The sequence below is a fragment of the Tepidibacter sp. Z1-5 genome, assembly GCF_037844525.1.
Classification (GTDB): Bacteria; Bacillota; Clostridia; order Peptostreptococcales; family Peptostreptococcaceae; genus Tepidibacter_A.
The window spans coordinates 221318-241469 of record NZ_JBBMMD010000035.1 but is presented as its reverse complement, the minus strand read 5'-3'; the positions used below and the strand labels follow the sequence as shown (position 1 = coordinate 241469).

20 protein-coding genes are annotated in these 20152 nt (G+C 30.1%); 15 read left to right on the top strand and 5 right to left on the bottom strand.

Going from position 1 to position 20152, the window contains the following annotated elements; genetic code table 11:
- The first annotated feature begins 115 nt into the window (after positions 1 to 115).
- The 5 genes from WJW32_RS08410 (at position 116) to htpG (ending at position 7155) form a co-directional block, all read left to right on the top strand.
- Positions 116 to 1456 carry a uracil-xanthine permease family protein gene (locus WJW32_RS08410; RefSeq protein WP_340257290.1) on the top strand — a complete coding sequence of 447 codons (1341 nt, stop codon included), beginning with the start codon at positions 116 to 118 and terminating at the stop codon, positions 1454 to 1456.
- A gap of 90 nt (positions 1457 to 1546) precedes the next feature.
- Positions 1547 to 2335 (top strand): FAD binding domain-containing protein, encoded by a 789-nt coding sequence (locus WJW32_RS08405; protein WP_340257288.1) that lies wholly within the window; start codon positions 1547 to 1549, stop codon positions 2333 to 2335.
- Positions 2335 to 2784, top strand: coding sequence for a (2Fe-2S)-binding protein (locus tag WJW32_RS08400; protein ID WP_340257286.1), 450 nt, complete (start codon positions 2335 to 2337; stop codon positions 2782 to 2784). Before WJW32_RS08405 ends, WJW32_RS08400 begins: the two co-directional genes overlap by 1 nt.
- 2 nt (positions 2785 to 2786) lie before the next feature.
- Positions 2787 to 5081, top strand: coding sequence for a xanthine dehydrogenase family protein molybdopterin-binding subunit (locus WJW32_RS08395; protein ID WP_340257284.1), 2295 nt, complete (start codon positions 2787 to 2789; stop codon positions 5079 to 5081).
- Between the two features lie 199 nt (positions 5082 to 5280).
- Positions 5281 to 7155, top strand: a complete 1875-nt coding sequence (htpG, locus tag WJW32_RS08390) for a molecular chaperone HtpG (protein ID WP_340257282.1) — start codon at positions 5281 to 5283, stop codon at positions 7153 to 7155.
- A 67-nt stretch (positions 7156 to 7222) separates the two neighbouring features.
- Here the strand turns inward: htpG and WJW32_RS08385 are convergent, their stop codons facing one another.
- Positions 7223 to 8419 carry an iron-containing alcohol dehydrogenase gene (locus WJW32_RS08385; protein ID WP_340257280.1) on the bottom strand — a complete coding sequence of 399 codons (1197 nt, stop codon included), beginning with the start codon at positions 8417 to 8419 and terminating at the stop codon, positions 7223 to 7225.
- Positions 8420 to 8545: 126 nt separating this feature from the next.
- Positions 8546 to 9211, bottom strand: a complete 666-nt coding sequence (locus WJW32_RS08380) for a TetR/AcrR family transcriptional regulator (protein ID WP_340257278.1) — start codon at positions 9209 to 9211, stop codon at positions 8546 to 8548.
- A 180-nt stretch (positions 9212 to 9391) separates the two neighbouring features.
- Between WJW32_RS08380 and WJW32_RS08375 the strand changes: the two genes are divergently transcribed.
- The 7 genes from WJW32_RS08375 to WJW32_RS08345 all read left to right on the top strand — a co-directional run bounded on the left by WJW32_RS08375 (position 9392) and on the right by WJW32_RS08345 (position 16641).
- Positions 9392 to 10144 carry an ATP-binding protein gene (locus WJW32_RS08375; RefSeq protein ID WP_340257276.1) on the top strand — a complete coding sequence of 251 codons (753 nt, stop codon included), beginning with the start codon at positions 9392 to 9394 and terminating at the stop codon, positions 10142 to 10144.
- Positions 10145 to 10158: 14 nt separating this feature from the next.
- The gene (locus tag WJW32_RS08370) at positions 10159 to 11343 is read left to right on the top strand and encodes a 2-hydroxyacyl-CoA dehydratase family protein (RefSeq protein ID WP_340257274.1); all 1185 of its coding nucleotides are present in this window, start codon (positions 10159 to 10161) and stop codon (positions 11341 to 11343) included.
- Complete coding sequence (locus WJW32_RS08365) at positions 11344 to 12789, top strand: 2-hydroxyacyl-CoA dehydratase family protein (protein ID WP_340257272.1); 1446 nt, start codon at positions 11344 to 11346, stop codon at positions 12787 to 12789.
- Between the two features lie 21 nt (positions 12790 to 12810).
- On the top strand, positions 12811 to 13614 hold the full coding sequence (locus WJW32_RS08360) for an acyl-CoA dehydratase activase (protein WP_340257271.1): 804 nt from the start codon (positions 12811 to 12813) through the stop codon (positions 13612 to 13614).
- A 14-nt stretch (positions 13615 to 13628) separates the two neighbouring features.
- Complete coding sequence (locus WJW32_RS08355; protein ID WP_340257269.1) at positions 13629 to 13784, top strand: hypothetical protein; 156 nt, start codon at positions 13629 to 13631, stop codon at positions 13782 to 13784.
- A complete protein-coding gene (locus tag WJW32_RS08350) occupies positions 13784 to 14503 on the top strand; it encodes a hypothetical protein (RefSeq protein ID WP_340257267.1) in 720 nt (239 codons plus the stop codon). Before WJW32_RS08355 ends, WJW32_RS08350 begins: the two co-directional genes overlap by 1 nt.
- A gap of 419 nt (positions 14504 to 14922) precedes the next feature.
- A complete protein-coding gene (locus WJW32_RS08345; RefSeq protein WP_340257265.1) occupies positions 14923 to 16641 on the top strand; it encodes a methyl-accepting chemotaxis protein in 1719 nt (572 codons plus the stop codon).
- A 198-nt stretch (positions 16642 to 16839) separates the two neighbouring features.
- Here the strand turns inward: WJW32_RS08345 and WJW32_RS08340 are convergent, their stop codons facing one another.
- Entirely contained in the window at positions 16840 to 17064 is a 225-nt protein-coding gene (locus WJW32_RS08340; RefSeq protein WP_340257263.1) for a helix-turn-helix domain-containing protein, read from the bottom strand.
- Between the two features lie 14 nt (positions 17065 to 17078).
- Positions 17079 to 17567 (bottom strand): DUF2975 domain-containing protein, encoded by a 489-nt coding sequence (locus WJW32_RS08335; protein ID WP_340257261.1) that lies wholly within the window; start codon positions 17565 to 17567, stop codon positions 17079 to 17081.
- A gap of 459 nt (positions 17568 to 18026) precedes the next feature.
- Here WJW32_RS08335 and WJW32_RS08330 point away from each other — a divergent pair, with 459 nt between their 5' ends.
- Positions 18027 to 18236: a heavy-metal-associated domain-containing protein gene (locus WJW32_RS08330; protein ID WP_340257259.1), complete on the top strand. Its 210-nt coding sequence runs from the start codon at positions 18027 to 18029 to the stop codon at positions 18234 to 18236.
- A 69-nt stretch (positions 18237 to 18305) separates the two neighbouring features.
- Here the strand turns inward: WJW32_RS08330 and WJW32_RS08325 are convergent, their stop codons facing one another.
- Positions 18306 to 18731, bottom strand: coding sequence for a SoxR reducing system RseC family protein (locus WJW32_RS08325; RefSeq protein WP_340257257.1), 426 nt, complete (start codon positions 18729 to 18731; stop codon positions 18306 to 18308).
- Positions 18732 to 19038: 307 nt separating this feature from the next.
- On the opposite strand from WJW32_RS08325, the gene WJW32_RS08320 reads away from it, so the two are divergent.
- On the top strand, positions 19039 to 19269 hold the full coding sequence (locus WJW32_RS08320) for an SHOCT domain-containing protein (RefSeq protein ID WP_340257255.1): 231 nt from the start codon (positions 19039 to 19041) through the stop codon (positions 19267 to 19269).
- Between the two features lie 116 nt (positions 19270 to 19385).
- On the top strand, positions 19386 to 20144 hold the full coding sequence (locus WJW32_RS08315) for a tRNA threonylcarbamoyladenosine dehydratase (protein ID WP_340257253.1): 759 nt from the start codon (positions 19386 to 19388) through the stop codon (positions 20142 to 20144).
- Positions 20145 to 20152 lie beyond the last annotated feature (8 nt).

Here is a 20152-nt window from a genome sequence, read left to right as displayed (position 1 = left end):
AGAAAATTAAAAAAAGGTTCGTAAAAATCATTTTTTGTGTTATAATGATTTTAGAAAAAGATTTTGATTGTAAAGAAATTATTATTTTCACAATAAAGCAATAGGGGGAAAAGACATGAACAAAGATAATGAAATATATGATTTAGACGGGATTCCGCCACTACATAGAGCAATCCCATTAGGATTGCAACATATACTTTCAATGTTTGCAGGAAATGTAGCACCTTTAATTATTATTGCGAATGCTATGAATTTACCTGTTGATGAAAAAACATTCTTGATTCAATGTGCTATGTTTATAGCTGGGGTAACTACTTTAATTCAACTTTATCCTATTGGACCAATAGGAGCAAAGCTTCCTATTGTTATGGGTACGAGTTTTGGATTCTTGCCTGTAGGTATAAGTATATCTGCACAATATGGACTTGCTGGTGTATTGGGTGCATCTTTAGTTGGTGGATTCTTTGAGATGATATTGGGTGCTTTTTTGAAACCACTTAGAAAATATTTTCCACCTGTAGTAACAGGGACGGTAGTGTTATCTATAGGTTTATCTCTTTTACCAGTAGGAATAAAATACTTTGCAGGTGGGGTTGGTGCAAAAGATTTTGGATCACCATCAAATCTTCTTTTAGGAACAATTGTTTTAGTAACTGTATTGTTTTTTAATCAATATACAAAAGGAATTACAAGTATGGCTTCTATATTAATTGGTATTTTAGTTGGATATATTGTAGCTATTCCAATGGGAAAGATTGATTTTTCTGTTGTATCACAAGCTAAATGGCTATCTTTTCCTACACCATTTAAATATGGAATGACATTTCATTTAGATGCAATTGTTGGAATGCTTTTAATGTATATTTTAACAACAGTAGAAACTGTTGGAGATATTTCAGGAATTACAATGGGCGGAGCTAATCGTGAAGCTACTGATAAAGAACTTTCCGGAGGAGTTATGGCAGACGGATTAGGAAGTTGTTTGGCTGCTATCTTCAATGTATTACCAAATACATCTTTTAGTCAAAATGTTGGATTAGTTGCACTTACAGGTATTATGAGTAGATTTGTAGTTGCTGTAGGAGCAGTATTCTTAATTATAACTGGATTATTTCCGAAGGTTGGAACTGTTGTTGCTTTAATGCCACAAAGTGTATTAGGTGGAGCTACTATAGTTATGTTCTCGATGATAGCTATTAGTGGAATTAATCTTATTACAAAAGAACCTCTTACTGGAAGAAATAGTATGATTGTTGCTGTTGCAATGGGACTAGGATTTGGCCTTGGTTCTGTACCAGAAGCAATTGCATATTTCCCAGAATCAGTGAAAATGATCTTTGGAGGATCAGGAATGGTTGTTACAGGAACTATTGCAATTATATTAAATATTATTTTACCAGAAGATAAGGAGAAAAAAGTAGAACATAATACTAATAAATCTCTTTCTGGAGCATAGAAGTAATTTATGTGAATAAAGGCATATATTGAAAACCAATATTATGCCTTTTATATTTATACAATATATTAATTTGAGGGAGGAATACAATTGATTTCTATACAAAATTATGTATTTCCTGAAACATTGGAAGACGCGTATAATATCTTAAAAAACAAAAGAAATAATACTGTATTAGGAGGCTGTTCTTTTTTAAGAATGGGATCGAAAAACATTGGAACAGCTATTGATTTATCTAAAATCAATTTAAACTATATAAAAGAATGTGATGAAGCAATTGAAATTGGGGCTATGGCTACTTTTCGTGAAATAGAAACAAGTCCTATTTTAACAAAATATTTTAATGGGGTTTTATCAGAATCTGTAAAAAACATAGTAGGAGTTCAGCTTAGAAATAATGTAACAATAGGTGGAACTGTTTATTCAAAATATGGATTCTCGGATTTGATTACAGCCCTACTTTCTATAGATGCGGATGTAGTACTTTATAACGGAGGAAGAATGTCTTTAGAGGAATTTTTAGAGAAAGACTTTGAGAAAGATATTTTAACGAAAATTATTATTCAAAAAACTAATAGAAAAGCAGTATTTAAATCAATGAGAAATTCAAGTAGTGATTATGCTCTATTAAATGTAGCTGTTTCAAAAGAAGATAAAGACTTTAAGATAGTAGTTGGAGCAAGACCTCAAAGGGCAAAAAAAGCAAAAGAAGCTTCTATATACTTAGGAAAAAGTAAACTAACTAATGAAGATATTGAACAAACTTCAAGTATTGCTGCAAAAGAGTTAACTTTTGGAAGTAATATGAGAGGTAGTAAAGAATATAGAGAGGCAATTTGCAAAGTCCTTGTAAAAAGAGCTTTAATGGAGGTTTTATAATGAAGATAGAAGTTACAATTAATAATAAAAAAATGGATATGGAAATAGAATGTGATGAATTTTTAGCAGATACATTGAGAAGATATGGTTTTTTAAGTGTTAAAAAAGGTTGTGACACAGGATCTTGTGGATTATGTACAGTATGGATAGATGATAAGCCTGTTCTTTCGTGTTCAATTCTTGCCGCAAGAGTTAACGGGAAAGAAATTACAACTATTGAAGGTGTTCAAGAAGAGGCAAGAGAGTTCGCAGAGTTTTTAGTAAATGAAGGAGCTGAACAATGTGGATTTTGCAGTCCCGGATTTATAATGACTGTACTTGCAATGAAAAGAGAACTTAAAAATCCTACAGAAGAAGATATTGTTCATTACTTAACAGGAAATCTTTGTAGATGTACAGGCTATGTTGGACAGTTAAGAGCGATAAAAAAATATATGGGGGTAGTATAAGTATGAAGGTTGTAAATAGTGCAATTTCAAAAATTGATGGAATGGATATTGCAACGGGGAAACCTGTTTACACAGATGACTTAGATAATAATTCATTGGTTATAAAAATTCTTAGAAGCCCTTATGCTTTTGCAAAAATTAAACATATAGATACACAAAAAGCAGAAAAATTAAACGGAGTTGAATGTATACTTACACATAAAGATGTTCCAAATGAAAGATTTACAATGGCAGGTCAATCTTATCCTGAGCCATCTCCGTATGATAGATTGATTTTAGATGAATATGTTCGTTATATAGGAGATGAAGTTGCAATTATAGCTGCAGTAGATGAGAAAACTGCACTAAAAGCTATGAAATTAATTAAGGTTGAATATGAAGTATATAAACCTGTTTTAGATTTTGAAAAAGCACAAGAACATAAATCTATAGTTCATCCAGAAGATGATTTACATGTTAATTTTGATATTGGTATGGATAAAGAAAAAAATATAGCAGCTTCTTATAAAACAGAAGTTGGAGATGTAGAAGCTGAACTTGAAAATAGTGAGGTTGTGGTAGAAGAAACTTATTATACTCAAGCTCAAGCTCACGGTATGATGGAAACATATCGTGCATTTAGTTATATGGATCATAATGGAAGACTTACAATTGTGAGTGCTACACAGATTCCTTTTCATGTTAGAAGAATTGTTGCAAGAGCTTTACAAATTCCAAAGAGTAATATTCGTGTAATAAAACCTAGAATTGGTGGAGGTTTTGGTGGAAAGCAAACAGCATCTGTAGAAGTTTTTCCAGCAATAGTTACACTTAAAACAGGAAAACCAGCCAAAATTGTTTATGATAGAAAAGAAACATTTAGTTGTACAACTAGCCGTCATGCTATGAGGATTAAAGTGAAAATAGGATCGGATAAAGAGGGAAATATTAATGCTATAGATATGCAGGCTTTATCTGATACAGGTGCATATGGTGAACATGCATGGACTGTATTTAGTGTTGCAGGACATAAGACACTTCCTCTATACAATCAAGCAAAAGCAGTAAGATATATGGGTAATGTGGTTTATACAAATAAAATGACAGCAGGAGCTTTAAGAGGATATGGTGTTACTCAGGGAATATTTGCATTAGAGTCAGCAATAAATGAATTAGCAGCTAAATTAAATATAGATCCTGCTAAACTTAGAGAAAAGAATATTATAAAAGAAGGAGATACCAATCCTATTTTAGGAGGTTCTAAAGACGGACAACCTGTTGCTTTAGCAAGTTGTACTCTTGATAGATGTATTGAAAAAGGAAAGAAACTTATTGGATGGGATGAAAAGTACCTTGGAAAAGATATGGGTAATGGAAAGGTTAGAGCTGTTGGTATGGCAATAACAATGCAAGGGTCTGGTATACCTGGGATAGATACAGCTTCAGCAGTAATTAAATTAAATGATGATGGGTTTTATACACTTTTATTAGGTGCTACAGATATGGGACAAGGATCAGATACTATTCTTGCACAAATGGCAGCAGATGTTTTAGAAACTACCATGGATAAGATAATTGTACACACTGCTGATACGGATATTTCTCCATATGATACAGGTTCGTATGCTTCTAGTACAACTTATGTTACTGGAAATGCTGTTATAAAAGCCTGTGAAGATATGAAAAATAAAATATTAGAAAATGCAGCAAATCTTTTAGATATATCGAAAGAAGACTTAACGTTTGATGGGTCATTTATAAAAACAATGAATGAAGAAAAGGTATTATCTCTTGATGAAATAGCACAGCGATTATCAATAGGAGAGGGAAAAAATCAATTGATTGGAGTCGGTTCTTTTGGTGGAGAAACAAGTCCTCCTCCGTTTATTGCAGGATTTGCTGAGGTAGAAGTCGATAAAGAAAGTGGTAAAATAGATTTGATTGATTATGTTGCAGTTGTTGACTGTGGAACGGTTATAAATCCAAAGCTTGCACGAATCCAAGTAGAAGGAGGATTGGTTCAAGGAATAGGTATGGCAATGTATGAGGATGTTAGATATAGTGATGCTGGAAAAATGCAAACAAATACATTTATGCAGTATAAAATTCCATGTAGAAAAGATATAGCTAAGATAACTGTGGATTTTGAATCTAGTTATGAACCAACGGGACCATTTGGAGCAAAGTCTATAGGTGAAGTTGTAATCAATACTCCATCACCAGCAATTGCACATGCTGTTTATAATGCAGTGGGTGTTAATGTAAGAAGTTTACCTATTACACCAGAAAAAATTCTAAGAGGAATATTAGAGAAATAATTAAGTCTCACTCTATAGATAATTCAAAGGGAAAGATATAATAGAATATTCTATTATATCTTTCCCTTGTATTTTGTTACATTCAAAATATATTGACATAAGGTTTAATATATGATATATAAGAGGTAGGGGTTATCACTCAATGAGATAGAGTGCTAACAAAAATTATATACATAAGAAGTCGGAAGGAGAGATTAATTTGGAAAGAAAAGAATTCAAAGCAGAATCTAAAAGATTGTTAGATCTTATGATCAATTCAATTTATACTCACAGGGAGATTTTTTTAAGAGAGCTTATATCAAATTCAAGTGATGCTATAGATAAGATATACTATAAGGCATTGACTGATGATACTATAACATTTAATAAAGATGATTATTATATAGATATAGCTGTTGATAAGGATAATAGATTAATTAAAATATCAGATACTGGTATTGGAATGAATAAGGATGAACTTGAGAATAATCTAGGGGTTATAGCTAAGAGTGGATCTTTACAGTTCAAAAAAGATAATGAAATCAAAGATGGACACGATATAATAGGTCAATTTGGAGTAGGTTTTTATTCAGCATTTTTAGTAGCAGATAATGTAACTGTTATAAGTAAGGCTTTTGAATCTGACACAGCTTATAAGTGGGAATCTAAAGGTGTAGATGGTTACACTATTGAAGAATGCAGTAAGGATAGTGTAGGAACGGAAATTATACTTAAGATAAAAGAATGTACAGAAGATGATGACTTTGATAGGTATTTAGAAGAATATACAATAAAAAATATAATTAAGAAATACTCTGACTTTATAAGATACCCAATCAAGATGAATGTAACTACTAAAAAGCCTAAAGAAGGAACTGAAGGTGAATATGAAGATGTTGTTCAAGAAGAAACTGTAAACAGCATGGTTCCTATATGGAGAAAAAATAAAAATGAGCTTAAAGATGAAGACTATGAAAACTTTTATGCAGAAAAGCATTATGGATTTGATAAGCCTTTAAAGCATGTTCACCTTAGTGTTGATGGTATGATAAGATACAATGCTATATTATATATTCCAGAAAAAACTCCGTATGATTTTTATACTAAGGAATATGAAAAAGGTTTAGAGCTTTATTCAAGCGGAGTTATGATTATGGAAAAATGTTCTGACTTACTTCCAGATTATTTTGGATTTGTAAAAGGTATAGTGGATTCTGAAGACCTATCTTTAAATATATCAAGAGAAATACTACAACATGATAGACAATTAAAGTCTATAGCTAAGAATATAAAGAATAAAATAAAGAATGAGTTAAAGAACTTATTAAAGAATGAAAGAGAGAATTATGAGAAGTTCTATGAGTCATTTGGAAGACACTTAAAGTATGGCGTATATAGTGATTTTGGAGCTAACAAAGAGGTACTTCAAGATTTACTTATGTTTTATTCATCAAAAGAGAAGAAGCTAGTTACTTTAGATGAGTATATATCTAGAATGCCAGAGGATCAAAAGTATATATACTATGCTGCTGGGGAGTCTATTGATAGAATTGATAAATTACCACAAACTGATCTTATAAAGGATAAAGGATATGAAATACTTTACTTTACAGATGATGTAGATGAATTTGCTATAAGAGTTCTTATGAACTATAAAGAAAAAGAGTTCAAGTCTGTATCTAGTAATGATTTAGGAATAGAATCAGATGATAGTGAAACTTCAGTTGATGAGAATGAAAACAAAGATTTATTCGAATTTATGAAGGAATCTTTAGCTGATAAGGTTAAATTTGTTAGAGCATCTAAGAGACTTAAAAAACATCCTGTATGCTTATCTAATGATGGAGATTTAAGTATAGAGATGGAAAAGATTCTAAATGCTATGCCTGAAAGTCAAGGAATAAAAGCTGATAAAGTTTTAGAGATAAATGTAAATCACGATATATTCAATTCTTTAAAAGATGCATATGAAAATGACAAAGATAAGTTTAAGTTATATACAGGCTTACTTTATAACCAAGCTTTACTTATAGAAGGACTTCCTATAGAAGATCCTGTAGAGTTTACTAATAATATGTGTAAGATAATGAAATAATAAAAAAGCGAAGCCATATAAGTATTTCTTATATGGCTTCGCTTTTTTATGTGTGAATTATAGTATATTAGTTACTTGCAACTTTTGAAAGAAGTTCGTCAGCTTGTTTAGCTGTTAAATATCTTGGAACAGGATACGTTCCATGGCATTCTTTAAATCCAGCTTCTCTTATCTTTTTAATATCTTTCATCTTAAACTTATCCAATCTTTCAGGAATGTTTAAATTTCTATTTAAGTCAAATATACTTTGTACAAATTTATCAGCTAAGACTTCAGGTTTTTCTTTCTTAGAACCTAACCCTACTAATATAGCAAGTTCAGCTAACTTATCTATGCAATTTGGCTTTGAAAATTCAATTACATGAGGTAAAATTACTGCATTTGCAAGTCCGTGAGGTATACCAAAAGCTCCACCAATGTTGTGAGAAAACGCATGAACATAACCAATAAAAGCTTTACTAAATGCTAAACCAGCATAGTAAGAAGCTTCTAATAGAGCTGATCTAGCATCTAAATCTGTAGGATTATTATAAGAATGCACTAAGTTAGAATAAATCATCTTAATAGATACTCTTGAATACTGCATAGTTTCTTCTGTTGCATATTCACTTATAAATGCTTCTATAGCATGAGTTAGAGCATCCATAGCAGTTGTAGATGTAATATGAGCAGGCAAACCTGTTGTAAGTTCTGGATCTAAAACAGCAACTTGAGGTATAACCTTAGGATCTATAACTGTCACTTTTTGGTGAGTAACAGGATCAGATATTACAGCAACAAGAGTGGCTTCAGAACCTGTACCAGCTGTTGTTGGAACGGCAAAGAAAGGTAATCCTTTTTTCTTTACTTTTAACATTCCTTTTAATTGAGCTGGTGAGCATTGATTAGTGTAGGCTACAGACATAACTTTTGCTGCATCGATTGCAGAACCTCCTCCAAAAGCTATAACTCCATCACAACCTTGTTTTTTTATCATTGAAATACCATCTTCTACAATTGTAAAAGTAGGGTCTGGTTTAACTCCATCATAGATTACATATTCAACATTAGATTCTTCTAAACTCTTCTTTAAACCATCTAATAAACCAAGTCCTAACAATACAGAATCTGTAACTATTAATACTTTTTTTAGATTGTAACTGTTTACTATACTACCTAATTTCTTGACAGATCCTGGACCTGTATAAGTGGTAGCTTTAGGTTGGTGAACAAGTTTGAATATAGGCTTTGCTACTGATATTTTAATCGTATTAAGTAAAGACATAACGACCTCCTTTAATATAACGGCGTTATTATAACGCTGTAATTATAACACTGTAATTATAACATCATGATAATTAATTGTCAAGAAACTTTCAATAAAAAACCCCATTTAAACAAAATATTTTGTTTAAATGGGGTTTTCTGTTGAAATATTTAACATAGCGTCAATATTATTAAGCGCTGATTCTGCTAAAATATCTAAGTATTTATCAGGGTCTTTACAAACTTCATAAACTATCTTGTTATGATATAAATTGATAGAACCATGAATAAAACTAAAGAAAAGAAGTGCTGTAGTATCGAAATCATATGTTAATTTAAAACTATTATAATTAACATAATCTTCTACTGTTTTCTTTAGCAAATTAAACCATTCAAATCCAACTAAGTGCTTTTCTAGAGCAACCTTTTCAAGTGGAGTATTTATATAGTCTAGGTATTTAGGGGATTTTAGGTCAAATAAAAGCTCGTATTTATAAGGATATTCCTTAGAAAATCTTATTATACTCTTAATAAAGCACTGTATTTTTTCTTTAGGGGTATTACATTTAACAAGATCATCAGATGAATTTTGGATTAGAATTCTAAAACTTTCAACCACTAAAGCTATATAAATTTCATCTTTATTATGAAAATAACTATATATTTTGGTAGCTGAAAAATTGAGTTTTTTACCAATATATCTCATAGATAGAGAATTAAATCCTTCTGTACTTATAATATTTAGAGCACAGTTTAATATTTTGCTTTTTTCTATTTGTTTTTCTTTTTGAGTTTTTTCTTTTGGTGGCAAAATAAACACCTCCTTGCTTTTTATATAGTAACACAAAATTATGATATTTGGAAATTCTAAAAAAAACATAGTTAAATATTGAACAATGTAGAATGGTATGGTAAAATGTCAACAAAGGTAAAAATAACAGCGTTATAATAACTATGTAAAATTATAGATTTCACATTAGGAGGTTATTTTATGGCAAAGACAATAGCGGTTACAGGTAAGGGTGGAGTTGGAAAGACATCTATGTCGGCTTTGATTGTTAAATTATTAGTAGAGAATAAGCCAGGTGCTAAAATACTAGCTATTGATGCAGACCCTGCAATAGGATTATCTACTGCACTTGGCGTAGAGGTTGGGAAAACTATAGACGATATTAGAAAAAACGTAATAGATGCAGCTATGAATGGTGAGAGAGATTCTAAATTATCAATCTTAACAAACCTAGATTATGAAGTGTTTGATGCTATGGTTGAAAAAGATGGATTTGCATTTTTAGCTGTTGGAAGACCTGAGAGTGAAGGATGCTATTGTAAGATAAATACTTATTTAAAGCATATTATAAAAGAAATATCTGATAAATTTGATTATGTTGTAATAGATGGAGAAGCTGGAATAGAGCAAATAAATAGAAGAGTAATGGAAACTGTTACTCACTTATTATTAGTAAGTGATGCTAGTAAAAAAGGTATAAATGTTATTAAAACTATAGCAGAGGTTGCAAAGGACTTAGTAGCATATGAAGAAATAGGAGCTATTATAAATAGGATTCAAGATGAAAACGTAAAAGAGTTGGTAGATATTGATGGACTTTGCCAATATAGCTTCGTATCAGAGGATAAGAATATAAGTTATACGGATATTAAGGGAGAGAGTTTACTTAATATAGAAAATGATTTATCAGTTAAGGAACTTAAAAGTGCACTTGAAAAATTTAGGATACTATAAGGAGGTAACAGCGATTGAAAGATTTAAAGCATATTAATTATTTTGAGAAGCTTCTAGAAGCTGCTGATAATGAGCTTATAAGAGAAGCTATAAATGATGGAGGAGTAGCTTTAGGGTATACATGTTATCATGTTCCTGAACCAATCATGAATATGGGAAAAGGTTTTAGTGTTAGGCTAAGAGCTCCACTTACAGGATCAACAAGTATAGCTTCGTACTACTTATCTAATTTTGTTTGTAGTTATTGTAGAGGAATACTTGAGAGAGCTATCGAAGGTGGATATAATTTCTTAGGTGGTTTTTTGGCTAGTGAAACGTGTTCACATATGAATAGATGTTCAGAGCATTTTGAAATGCTTAATTTAGTGGAAAATGATAAATTCTTTATTGATTGGTTAGATGTTCCTAAGAAAATATCTGATTTTAGAATAAAAAAGATGACAGAACAATTGAAAGAGAAGTTTTTGAAGCCTATGTCTAAAAACTACAATATAGATGTAAGTAAAGAAGCGTTAATTCAATCAGTAAAAGAGCATAATGAAATAAATGATATTTTAAGACAAATCTCAGAGTTTAGAAAAGAAGATAAACCAAAAATAACTGGAACAGAGTTTCATACTATAAACCTAGTTGCAAAAGTTTGTCCAAAGCATCTTATTAAGAATTATTTAATAGAAACATTGGAAGAAATAAAACATCGTATTCCTGATGATAAAAAGTATAGAGCTAGAGTAGTAGTTGTAGGATCTGAAATAGATAATCCAGAGTTTATAAAATTAATAGAAGACCAGGGAGCTTTAGTTGTTGCAGATAGATTCTGTTATGGAGCTTATCCAGAAATAGAGCCTATTAAATTAACAACTGATGACCCATTTGAGGATGTTGTAAGACATTATATTGAAACCTGTCAATGTCCTAGAATGATGGATGGAGTTAAAAGAAGAGAAGCTTATACTCTAAAGCTTGTAAATGATTTTAATGCAGATGGAATAATTTATGAAACAATGAAATTCTGTGATTACTGGGGATATGAGAAATCTACAGCCTCTCACGACATGATAAATAAACACAATATACCAGCTGTTACAATTGAGAGAGAGTATACTATGAGTTCTGCAGGTCAGCTTAGAACTCGTGTTCAAGCATTCGTTGAGAGTCTTGAAATAAAAGAAATTCAAAAAAAAGGTAAGGTGAAATAGATGAGAGAATGGCGTGGTATTAAAGATACTATTGTAGATTATCACTATTGGCTTGCTAACTGGAAAGCATTGTTGGTTTTCGTTTTAAAGAGCCCAATTCAATTTTTAAAAGCACTTAGCAAATACCGTTGGTTATTTAGTTACTTGCATACACATGAGTTTGTTGATAGACATACTCAAGGATTAAGAGGAACAGCTTTAAAGGTAGCACATCTACATTATTCATCTATTGTAAAACATTTAACTGAAATTCTTCATAATACTTTCAATCACCAAGATGAGGTAGTAGTAATAGATGAATTAATTCCTCCTCAAATAGTTGTAGGTATGGGACTTAAAACATGTCCACTTGAGCTTGCTCCGTACTTTATATCTTCAATGGTAGACCAACAAATTACTAAGTATTATATAGATGCTGTTGAAAATTATGGAGTTCCAGCAGATGTATGTCCTCTTCCATCGGGAAGTGCAGGGGTTGCAATTGAGGATGATTATCCTAAAACTGGTAAATGTGCAGTGGTTAGTAACATGCCTTGTGATGGAAGTGCTGCTACAACAGCTATAATAGATAGAAGAATTAACCTTCCAACTCATATACTAGATGTTCCTTTAAGATATGATGAAGAAGGCGGTAAAGAAATAATGGTTGAAGAACTTAAGGAAATGATAGCCTTCATTGAAGAGAATACTGGAAAGAAAATGGATTGGAATAGGCTTAGAGAAGTATGTGAAACATATAATAAGCAGTCTGAATACGAGATAGAAAAGTGGGAAATAAATAGAACAGATTATCCACAGGTAACAGGAGCATCTTTATGGCTTTATAGAATTTACTATTATCAAATGGGTGCAGGCCATCCGTTGTTTGTAAAAACAGATAAAAAGGTTAATAAATTAATTAAAAAAGCTTATAAAAATAAAGAATTATGTACTAAAAATCCTAAATATAGAGCAATCTTATGGAACTGTCCTTCAAACTATTATACTCATTTATCCTTATGGACAGAAAATGCATGGGGAGTTAGTGTATTAAATGACCTAGAAACTCATACATCAGTAGATCTGATAGATACATCTACACCAGATACTATGTTAGAGGGAATTGCTCATCAGTATTCAAGAGCTACTATGCGTAAGCATACAAAAGGTGGATACCCACATGCACTTGATGAATTATGGCAGTTATGTGAAGAATACAATGCAGATTTCGTATTGATGACAGATCAAATTTCTTGTAAAGGAATGGATGCTTTAGGTGGAATTTACGAGGAAGAAGCTCGTAAGAGAAATATTAAAATATGTTGGGTACAGCATGACTTAATGGATCCAAGAACTATAAGTAGACAACAAATGAGAGATAGTGTAAATAAATTTATGTACAATATTATGCAAGCAGAGCCTGTAGACGAGAGCTTACTTGAGATAGAAGATCACCAAGCTTGGTAAATATAAAAGGAGGTATATGTTATGAGTAAATATTTTTGTGGTTGTGATGTAGGTTCAACTTATGGAAAATGTGTGATTTTAGATGAAAAGGGTAAACTGATTTCAAGCGCTATAGTTAGAAGTAAAATAGATCCAGAAGAAACCTCAAAAGAAACTATAAGACAAGCTCTTGAAAATTGTAATGGAATAGATAGCGTAGAAGATTTTAATTATCTTGTTGGTACGGGTTATGGAAGAAATAAAGTTCCGTTTGCAGATGAAAATGTTTCAGAAATAAGCTGTCATGCTATGGGAGTACATGTCACTAATCCTAAAATCAAAACTATAATAGATATTGGTGGACAAGATGTAAAGGGTATAAGTGTTGATACTGACGGAACGGTTAGAAACTTTGCTATGAATGATAAGTGTGCAGCTGGAACGGGAAGATTTTTTGAGTCAATGGCTAATGCTTTTGAGTTAAGTCTTGATGAGTTTTCAAAGCTTTCATTAACTACAGATAAAGTTATTCCTATAACTGCTCAGTGTAGTGTATTCGCAGAAAGTGAAGTTATAAGTCTTGTAGGAGAGAAAAAGCCTAAGAATGAAATAGCAGCAGGAATACAAGTTTCAGTTGCAAAGAGATGTTTCGTAATGTGCAAAAAGGCAGGTATGGAGCCTGAGTTTACTTTAACTGGTGGATGTGCTAAGAATATAGGACTTAAGAAAGCTATAGAAAAGGTTCTAAAGATAAAAATCACTGATTTAACTACAGACCCTCAATTAATGGGAGCATTAGGAGCAGCAGAATACGCTAGACAAAAAGGTTTGGCTCAAGGTAAATAAGGAGGGGGATTCATGTGGATATATTAATATCAATCATTAAATTTATTGTAGGTGCATATTTTACTTTATTCATAGTGTATATATTTAATTTAGATATGAAGCTTATAAAATCACTTCAACCTATTGCAGATAACTATTATGATAATATAAAAAGGGATAGGAAGTTATAATGAAAGTTTTTGATAATTTCATACAAAATATAAAGACTGATATAAAACGTTTTGAAAATAAAGAGTATGAAGTAAACAAAAATTCTAATTGGGATAAACTAAAATCGAGTGATTTAATACTACAATCAGATGTTGGTGTAGAACTAGGGCATCCTAAAACGAAATCTGCATCATATATAATGTGGACAAATAACGACAGTATAGTATGTGATAATAAAATTACAGTTATAGGTCAAGACTTAAATGAGATAAAAAACTCTCCAATAGATTATGCAAAAATAACTTTAATAAAAACCAAAGATTATGATGAAGAAAAAGCATATGAAATATTTCAAGAAATGGAAAGTCTAAGACTAAATATAAATCTTAAAGGATATATGTTAAGGGCTACTAATCAAAGAAATAGAGAGTGGTGTAGAGTAAGTAAAGAGGCTTTAAAAAAAGGTTTTTCTTTTAATACACTAGGTAGTGAGCTAATTAATGCTTATAAAGAGAAAGATTTTGTAGAAGAAGTAGAAATTATATTTATAGTAGGAAATAAAGAATTAATAAATAGTATTTCTCAAGTAGGCCTAAAGGTTACTGAAATAATTAAAGCTCTTAACACAATATTTGATGATATAGACTTTGATTGTCATTCATGCAATTTCAGTGATATATGTGATGAAATAGATGGAATGAAGGAAATGCACGGAAAAAAAGTACAAGGTAAGAAATAGAGTGAAAAGGGAATTGTATAAAAATATACAATTCCCTTTTTTGGTGTGCGCAGAATGTGTGATGACTTGGTTGTGAAAGTCCGGCTAATTCAACAAGCTATAGCATAAACTCTAACAAATATATTTGAGCGGTAATATTATTATTTGAAACTATATTATTTAATATATATACATAATTTGGACATTTATAGGAAAAAATAGTATAATATAGTAGATGATTACAGAGTTTGTAAAAATAACTTAGAATCTGTAGATAAAAAAACAAAGCACTATATAGTTTCATTTCTAATATGTTAAAATTCAGATAAGGTATTTGAATATGAATAAATATTAAAAAGTCTTTACTTTAAAGATTTTAATTGTAGACTTTTTTGAAATTCGTAACGGAAATTATAGAGGAAATAGGGAGGAATTTATAGGTGATAAATAACTTAAGAATTAGATTTAAAATCTTAGCATTTTCAATTACCATGATATTGATATTATGCATAATGGGGGCTACAGGATATTACTATCTTTTAAAGGCAAATAAAGAAATGACATCATTGTATGAAGATAGGTTGCTGGCAATACAGTACTTAAATGACAATCGAAATCAAGCGAGAGCTGTAGAGGCAGATATATATTGTATAATGCTAGATACGCAGGATAAAGAAGTTCAGAAAAAGAAAATAGAAGATATAGACAAAAGAATAAAGAAATCTTCTGAGAATTGGCAATTATACAAAAAAACTAAACTAGATCAATATGAAAAGGATAGAATTAGTATTTTAGAAAGTAATCTTGAAAAATACAGAGAAGGTAGATTAATTGCTATAAATTTGGCTTTAGAGGGAAAACAAAAGGAAGCATTAGAAGCATTTGATTCTATTGAAAATTTTGAAGTAGAGTTTCAAAAAAATTTAAGAGATTTAGCAAAATATAATATTGAGACAGCACAAAAAGTTAATGTACAAAATGATAAAAATTATTCTAAATCAATAAAATCATTTGGGATTCAATTATTATTTTCTATAATTATAGCAATTATTTTAACTTTAATTATTTCAAAATCTATATCAAATCCAATATTGTTAGCTATAAATCATTTACAAGTTGTTGCTGGAGGTGATTTTTCATTAGAAGTTCCAGAGCAATTTAAAAAAAGAAAAGATGAAATTGGAGATATTGCAAGGAGTATACATGGAATGCAAGCCTCTTTAAAGACTTTAATTATTAATGTTAAAAAAGAAGGTGATGACATTATAACAATAGTAGATCATATTTCGCGAAATATGGATAATCTAGATAGTAATATAGAGGGTGTATCTACTACAACAGAACAATTATCAGCAGGAATGCAGGAAACAGCAGCATCTTCAGAAGAGATGAATGCAACATCTGTTGAAATTGAAAATGCAGTCCAAGCTATCGCAGAAAGAGCCCAACAAGGCGCTATAGAAGCTGGACAAATTAGTAAAAGAGCAGAAAATATCAAAAACAATTTTACAGAATCTAATGAAAAAGCTTTAAATATATTTTTAGAAACAAAAGGTATTTTAGAAAAAGCAATAGAAGATTCAAGCGTAGTAAATCAAATAAATGTTTTATCAGAAGCAATTATGCAAATAACAGAAAAAACTAATTTGTTAGCTTTGAATGCAGCAATTGAAGCGGCAAGAGCAGGAGAGGCTGGTAAAGGATTTTCGGTAGTGGCAGATGAGATAAGAAAGCTAGCGGAACAGTCTAAGGAAACTGTAGTAGAGATAAAATTTATAACAGAAAAAGTAATGAAATCAGTAAATAATTTATCAAATAGTTCTAATGATATATTAAACTTTTTATCAAAGGATGTAGATAATGATTATAAGATAATGCTTAATGTAGTACAAAAATATAGTAAAGATGCAGAATTTGTAGATGCACTTGTAACAGAATTTAGTACAACTTCAGAAGAATTATTAGTATCTATTCATGGAGTATTAAAGACTATAGAACAGGTAGCACAGGCTTCAAGTGAAGGAGCAGAAGGTACAGTTGATATTGCTGGAAAAATAAATGATGTAACTAAACAATCATATAATATAATTGAGAAAACAAATGAAGCTAGAGAAAATGCAGATAAATTGAAAGAAGAAGTATCGAAGTTTAAGTTATAATAACTGATAAAAAAGAACATAGGAAATGAATAATATATTTTTAACATAATAAAATAAGTATATGAAGCCATGAAGTTATTTATACACTCTAATATTATAGATAAAAGTTATATCACAAAAGCAAAGACTTTAGTTATAAAGTCTTTGCTTTTGTAATAATAAGTAGGAAATTACATACCCTAATTGAGGATAAGTATATTATTTTAATCTTTCATCATCTTCATCTACATATTCTAGAATATCACCAGGCTGACAATCTAAGATTTTACATAATAATTCTAGTGTAGAAAAACGAACTGCTTTTGCTTTGTTATTCTTTAGAATAGAAAGATTAGCCATAGTTATTCCCATTTTTTGTGAAAGTTTGGTAGAATTAATTTTTCTTTTGGCCATCATTACATCTATATTTACTATAATTGGCATATCAACATCCCTTTCTAAATTGTTTTATCATTTTCTTCCTTAATTTCTATAGCTATCTCAAATAATTGTGATAATACTAGGCACAAAAAACCTATTGTTAGACAAACAACAGTTAATGCAAGCATTGGAAACGCTAATGGGATATTATTGAAGTCTTTAACTGAGTGGGTTAAATATGCTTTACATCCAATAACAAGAATAAGTTCACTAAAAGAACATATAGAAATAACTTTTAGTGATTTAACGCTTTCGATAGAAAAAGGATTATTTTTCACAACTAAACTAGAAAGTTTTTTTAGCTTAAATAAAGCGATAACATATGGAGCTTCAAGTAAATAAAGATAACTTGAAATAGTCATTACTAAGCCATGATCTAACAAAGAAAATTGACTTTTCAAAAATGCTGTAACAATAGGTGGAGTTCCTAAAAAAAGGATACATGTAATAGATACTCCTAATGTTACAATGATATTTAAAATTTTAGGACTAAAATTATTTTTCATTTTATCAACCTCGATTCTTTTTATTTACTAAGGGATTATAAAAAATTCGTTCTGTGGATAATATTGATGGAAGAACTACACTTGCAACTATTTTTGAGCAACGGAGCCTGTAGGGATCGTTGGCGATATGAGTCAGTGCGTTAGCGAGTAGACGAATTTTTTATTTGTATTATTATAATAAATGGAAATTTATCGTTTGTCAATAAAAAATAAAAATAATTCGATATGATTATTTAAAAACTATTTCATCATTATTCATAAATTTCAACTTAACATCTTCTATATTAGTAGAAATTATTCCTAAAAAAGTGCGAATTTACTAGTTGTAAAAAATATAGATTGATGAGTATAAAGTAACTTATTAAGAGAACAGTAAGAATGAAGTGTAATTTAATTCTTATAAAATTAAACAGAAATATAGTGTAAATAATTAGATAGTATTTAAAGGAGGTTATTTAAATGAAAAAAGTTATCAATATTGAAGGAATGAGTTGTGGGCATTGTTCAGGTAGAGTAAAAACAGAGTTAGAGGGTATAGTTGGAGTTAAAAGTGCTGAGGTGAGTGCTGATGAGAAAAAAGCAGTAGTAGAATTAGCGCATGAAGTAGATAATGAAACGTTAAAAGAAGCAGTTATTGAGGCTGGTTATGAAGTAGTATCAATAGAATAAAAGTTAAAAAGTAATAAATTTAAAAAAGATGCAGCTAATTTAAATCTTTAAATTAGCTGCATCTTTTTTTTATAATTTTTTTATCATTTTATACTGAAGTGTTCCTTTAGATTGATACATTAAGTCTATAATTTTAATTATTATATAGGATACACCCATAAACAGTAATCCAACTAGGAAACTAAATATTTCTGATGAGAAGGTGATGTTAAATTGTTTATAAATAAAAGAACTAGAGAAAATACCTAATATAAGCATAAATAAAGGAAATAGGTAGACTATAAATGCTACCTTCATAATAGATTTTGTTTCTGTTTCGATTTTGACAAAATCACCAGGTTTAGCGTTTATAGTATTGTCTATATTTATATATATTCCAGTAGTACTGCATCCACCTTTACAGCTAGAGCATTTTTCACCACATGCGCTTGTTCTTCTTACTTCTAGTTTTGCAAAATTATCTTTTGTTTCTATAATTTTTCCTATGTTTTCCATAAAAACACCCCTTTCTATATAAGTTTATATGCAAAAATTATACCAAGTCAATAAAATATAAAAAGAATGTATGGAATGAAGAATATACCACAAAAATTGTGTCAAAACCTACAATTATTAAAAATAATCTCAAGTGTTCATTTAATAACTAAAATATACTTACTTATTTTGACGGATTAATATAAAGATAATTAGCAATCGTAAAATTAAAATTTCAATTTATTGCTTGGTAAATTAAATATACTATAACATTTGGCATTATTATTGCTATGTATATAAAGTGAAACTAATATAAGGAGGATTAGATATGTTTGGATGTGGATTTGGATATACATTAGGAGGGCCATGGAGTTTTTTATATATGGGAATAAGATTTTTATTTATTATAGGAGTTGTTTGGTTTATTGCAGATATGATTAAAAAGAATTATAAAAAAAGCAATACTGGTATAGAAATATTAAATCAAAGATATGCAAATGGTCAAATAGATGAAGATGAATATAAAAGAAAGAGAGAAATTCTTAATGGGAAAAGGTAAGAATTAAATATAGGAATATAATTACGATGACATATTGTTGACTAAAGTAATTGAATATGATAATCTTTTTCTATCAAAATGATAAAAATACAGAAGTTAAGTTAAGAGGTGTTAAAATGTTACATGAATTTTCTAGAACAGAGATGTTAATTGGTACAGAAGAATTAGGTAAACTAAAGAAAAGTACTGTAGCTGTATTTGGAGTAGGAGGAGTAGGAACTTTTGCAATAGAAGGATTAGTTAGAAGTGGTGTTGGAAGATTTATATTAGTAGATGATGATGATGTTTGTCTTACAAATATTAATAGACAGATTCATGCTACGAGAAAGACTGTTGGAAAGTCAAAAGTAGAAGTGATGAAGGAAAGAATGTTAGAAATTAATCCTAAAGTAGAAGTGACAATATTTAAAGAATTATATAATAAAGACAGTGCTGAAAGGTTACTTTCTAATGAATATGATTATGTTATAGATGCTATAGATATGGTTTCTGCAAAATTAGATCTAATAGAAAGATGTAATAACAAAAATATACCGATTATAAGCTGTATGGGAGCAGGAAATAAGTTAAGTCCAACTAGGCTTGAAGTTACAGATATATATAAAACATCAATGTGCCCACTAGCAAAAGTTATGAGAAGTGAACTAAGAAAAAGAGGAATAAAGAAATTAAAGGTTATATATTCTAAGGAAAAGCCTATAACACCAAAAGTAGTAGGTGGAGATTGTAAAACAAACTGTATTTGCCCAAATAAAGATAGAACATGCTTAGAAAGAAGACAAATTCCAGGAAGTGTATCTTTCGTTCCGTCTGTTGCGGGGTTGATTATTGCATCAGAAGTTGTAAAAGACATAATAGGATATACAGAAGATTAAAGGTGGGG

What these genes read in the sequence shown, in the direction of transcription:
- WJW32_RS08400 (WP_340257286.1), top strand. Translation starts at nt 2,335, where the DNA reads ATGAAGATAGAAGTTACAATTAATAATAAAAAAATGGATATGGAAATA.
- WJW32_RS08395 (WP_340257284.1), top strand. Translation starts at nt 2,787, where the DNA reads ATGAAGGTTGTAAATAGTGCAATTTCAAAAATTGATGGAATGGATATT.
- WJW32_RS08365 (WP_340257272.1), top strand. Translation starts at nt 11,344, where the DNA reads ATGAGAGAATGGCGTGGTATTAAAGATACTATTGTAGATTATCACTAT.
- WJW32_RS08350 (WP_340257267.1), top strand. Translation starts at nt 13,784, where the DNA reads ATGAAAGTTTTTGATAATTTCATACAAAATATAAAGACTGATATAAAA.
- WJW32_RS08410 (WP_340257290.1), top strand. Translation starts at nt 116, where the DNA reads ATGAACAAAGATAATGAAATATATGATTTAGACGGGATTCCGCCACTA.
- WJW32_RS08375 (WP_340257276.1), top strand. Translation starts at nt 9,392, where the DNA reads ATGGCAAAGACAATAGCGGTTACAGGTAAGGGTGGAGTTGGAAAGACA.
- WJW32_RS08360 (WP_340257271.1), top strand. Translation starts at nt 12,811, where the DNA reads ATGAGTAAATATTTTTGTGGTTGTGATGTAGGTTCAACTTATGGAAAA.
- WJW32_RS08340 (WP_340257263.1), bottom strand. Translation starts at nt 17,064, where the DNA reads ATGCCAATTATAGTAAATATAGATGTAATGATGGCCAAAAGAAAAATT.
- WJW32_RS08385 (WP_340257280.1), bottom strand. Translation starts at nt 8,419, where the DNA reads ATGTCTTTACTTAATACGATTAAAATATCAGTAGCAAAGCCTATATTC.
- WJW32_RS08330 (WP_340257259.1), top strand. Translation starts at nt 18,027, where the DNA reads ATGAAAAAAGTTATCAATATTGAAGGAATGAGTTGTGGGCATTGTTCA.
- WJW32_RS08325 (WP_340257257.1), bottom strand. Translation starts at nt 18,731, where the DNA reads ATGGAAAACATAGGAAAAATTATAGAAACAAAAGATAATTTTGCAAAA.
- WJW32_RS08335 (WP_340257261.1), bottom strand. Translation starts at nt 17,567, where the DNA reads ATGAAAAATAATTTTAGTCCTAAAATTTTAAATATCATTGTAACATTA.
- WJW32_RS08315 (WP_340257253.1), top strand. Translation starts at nt 19,386, where the DNA reads ATGTTACATGAATTTTCTAGAACAGAGATGTTAATTGGTACAGAAGAA.
- WJW32_RS08320 (WP_340257255.1), top strand. Translation starts at nt 19,039, where the DNA reads ATGTTTGGATGTGGATTTGGATATACATTAGGAGGGCCATGGAGTTTT.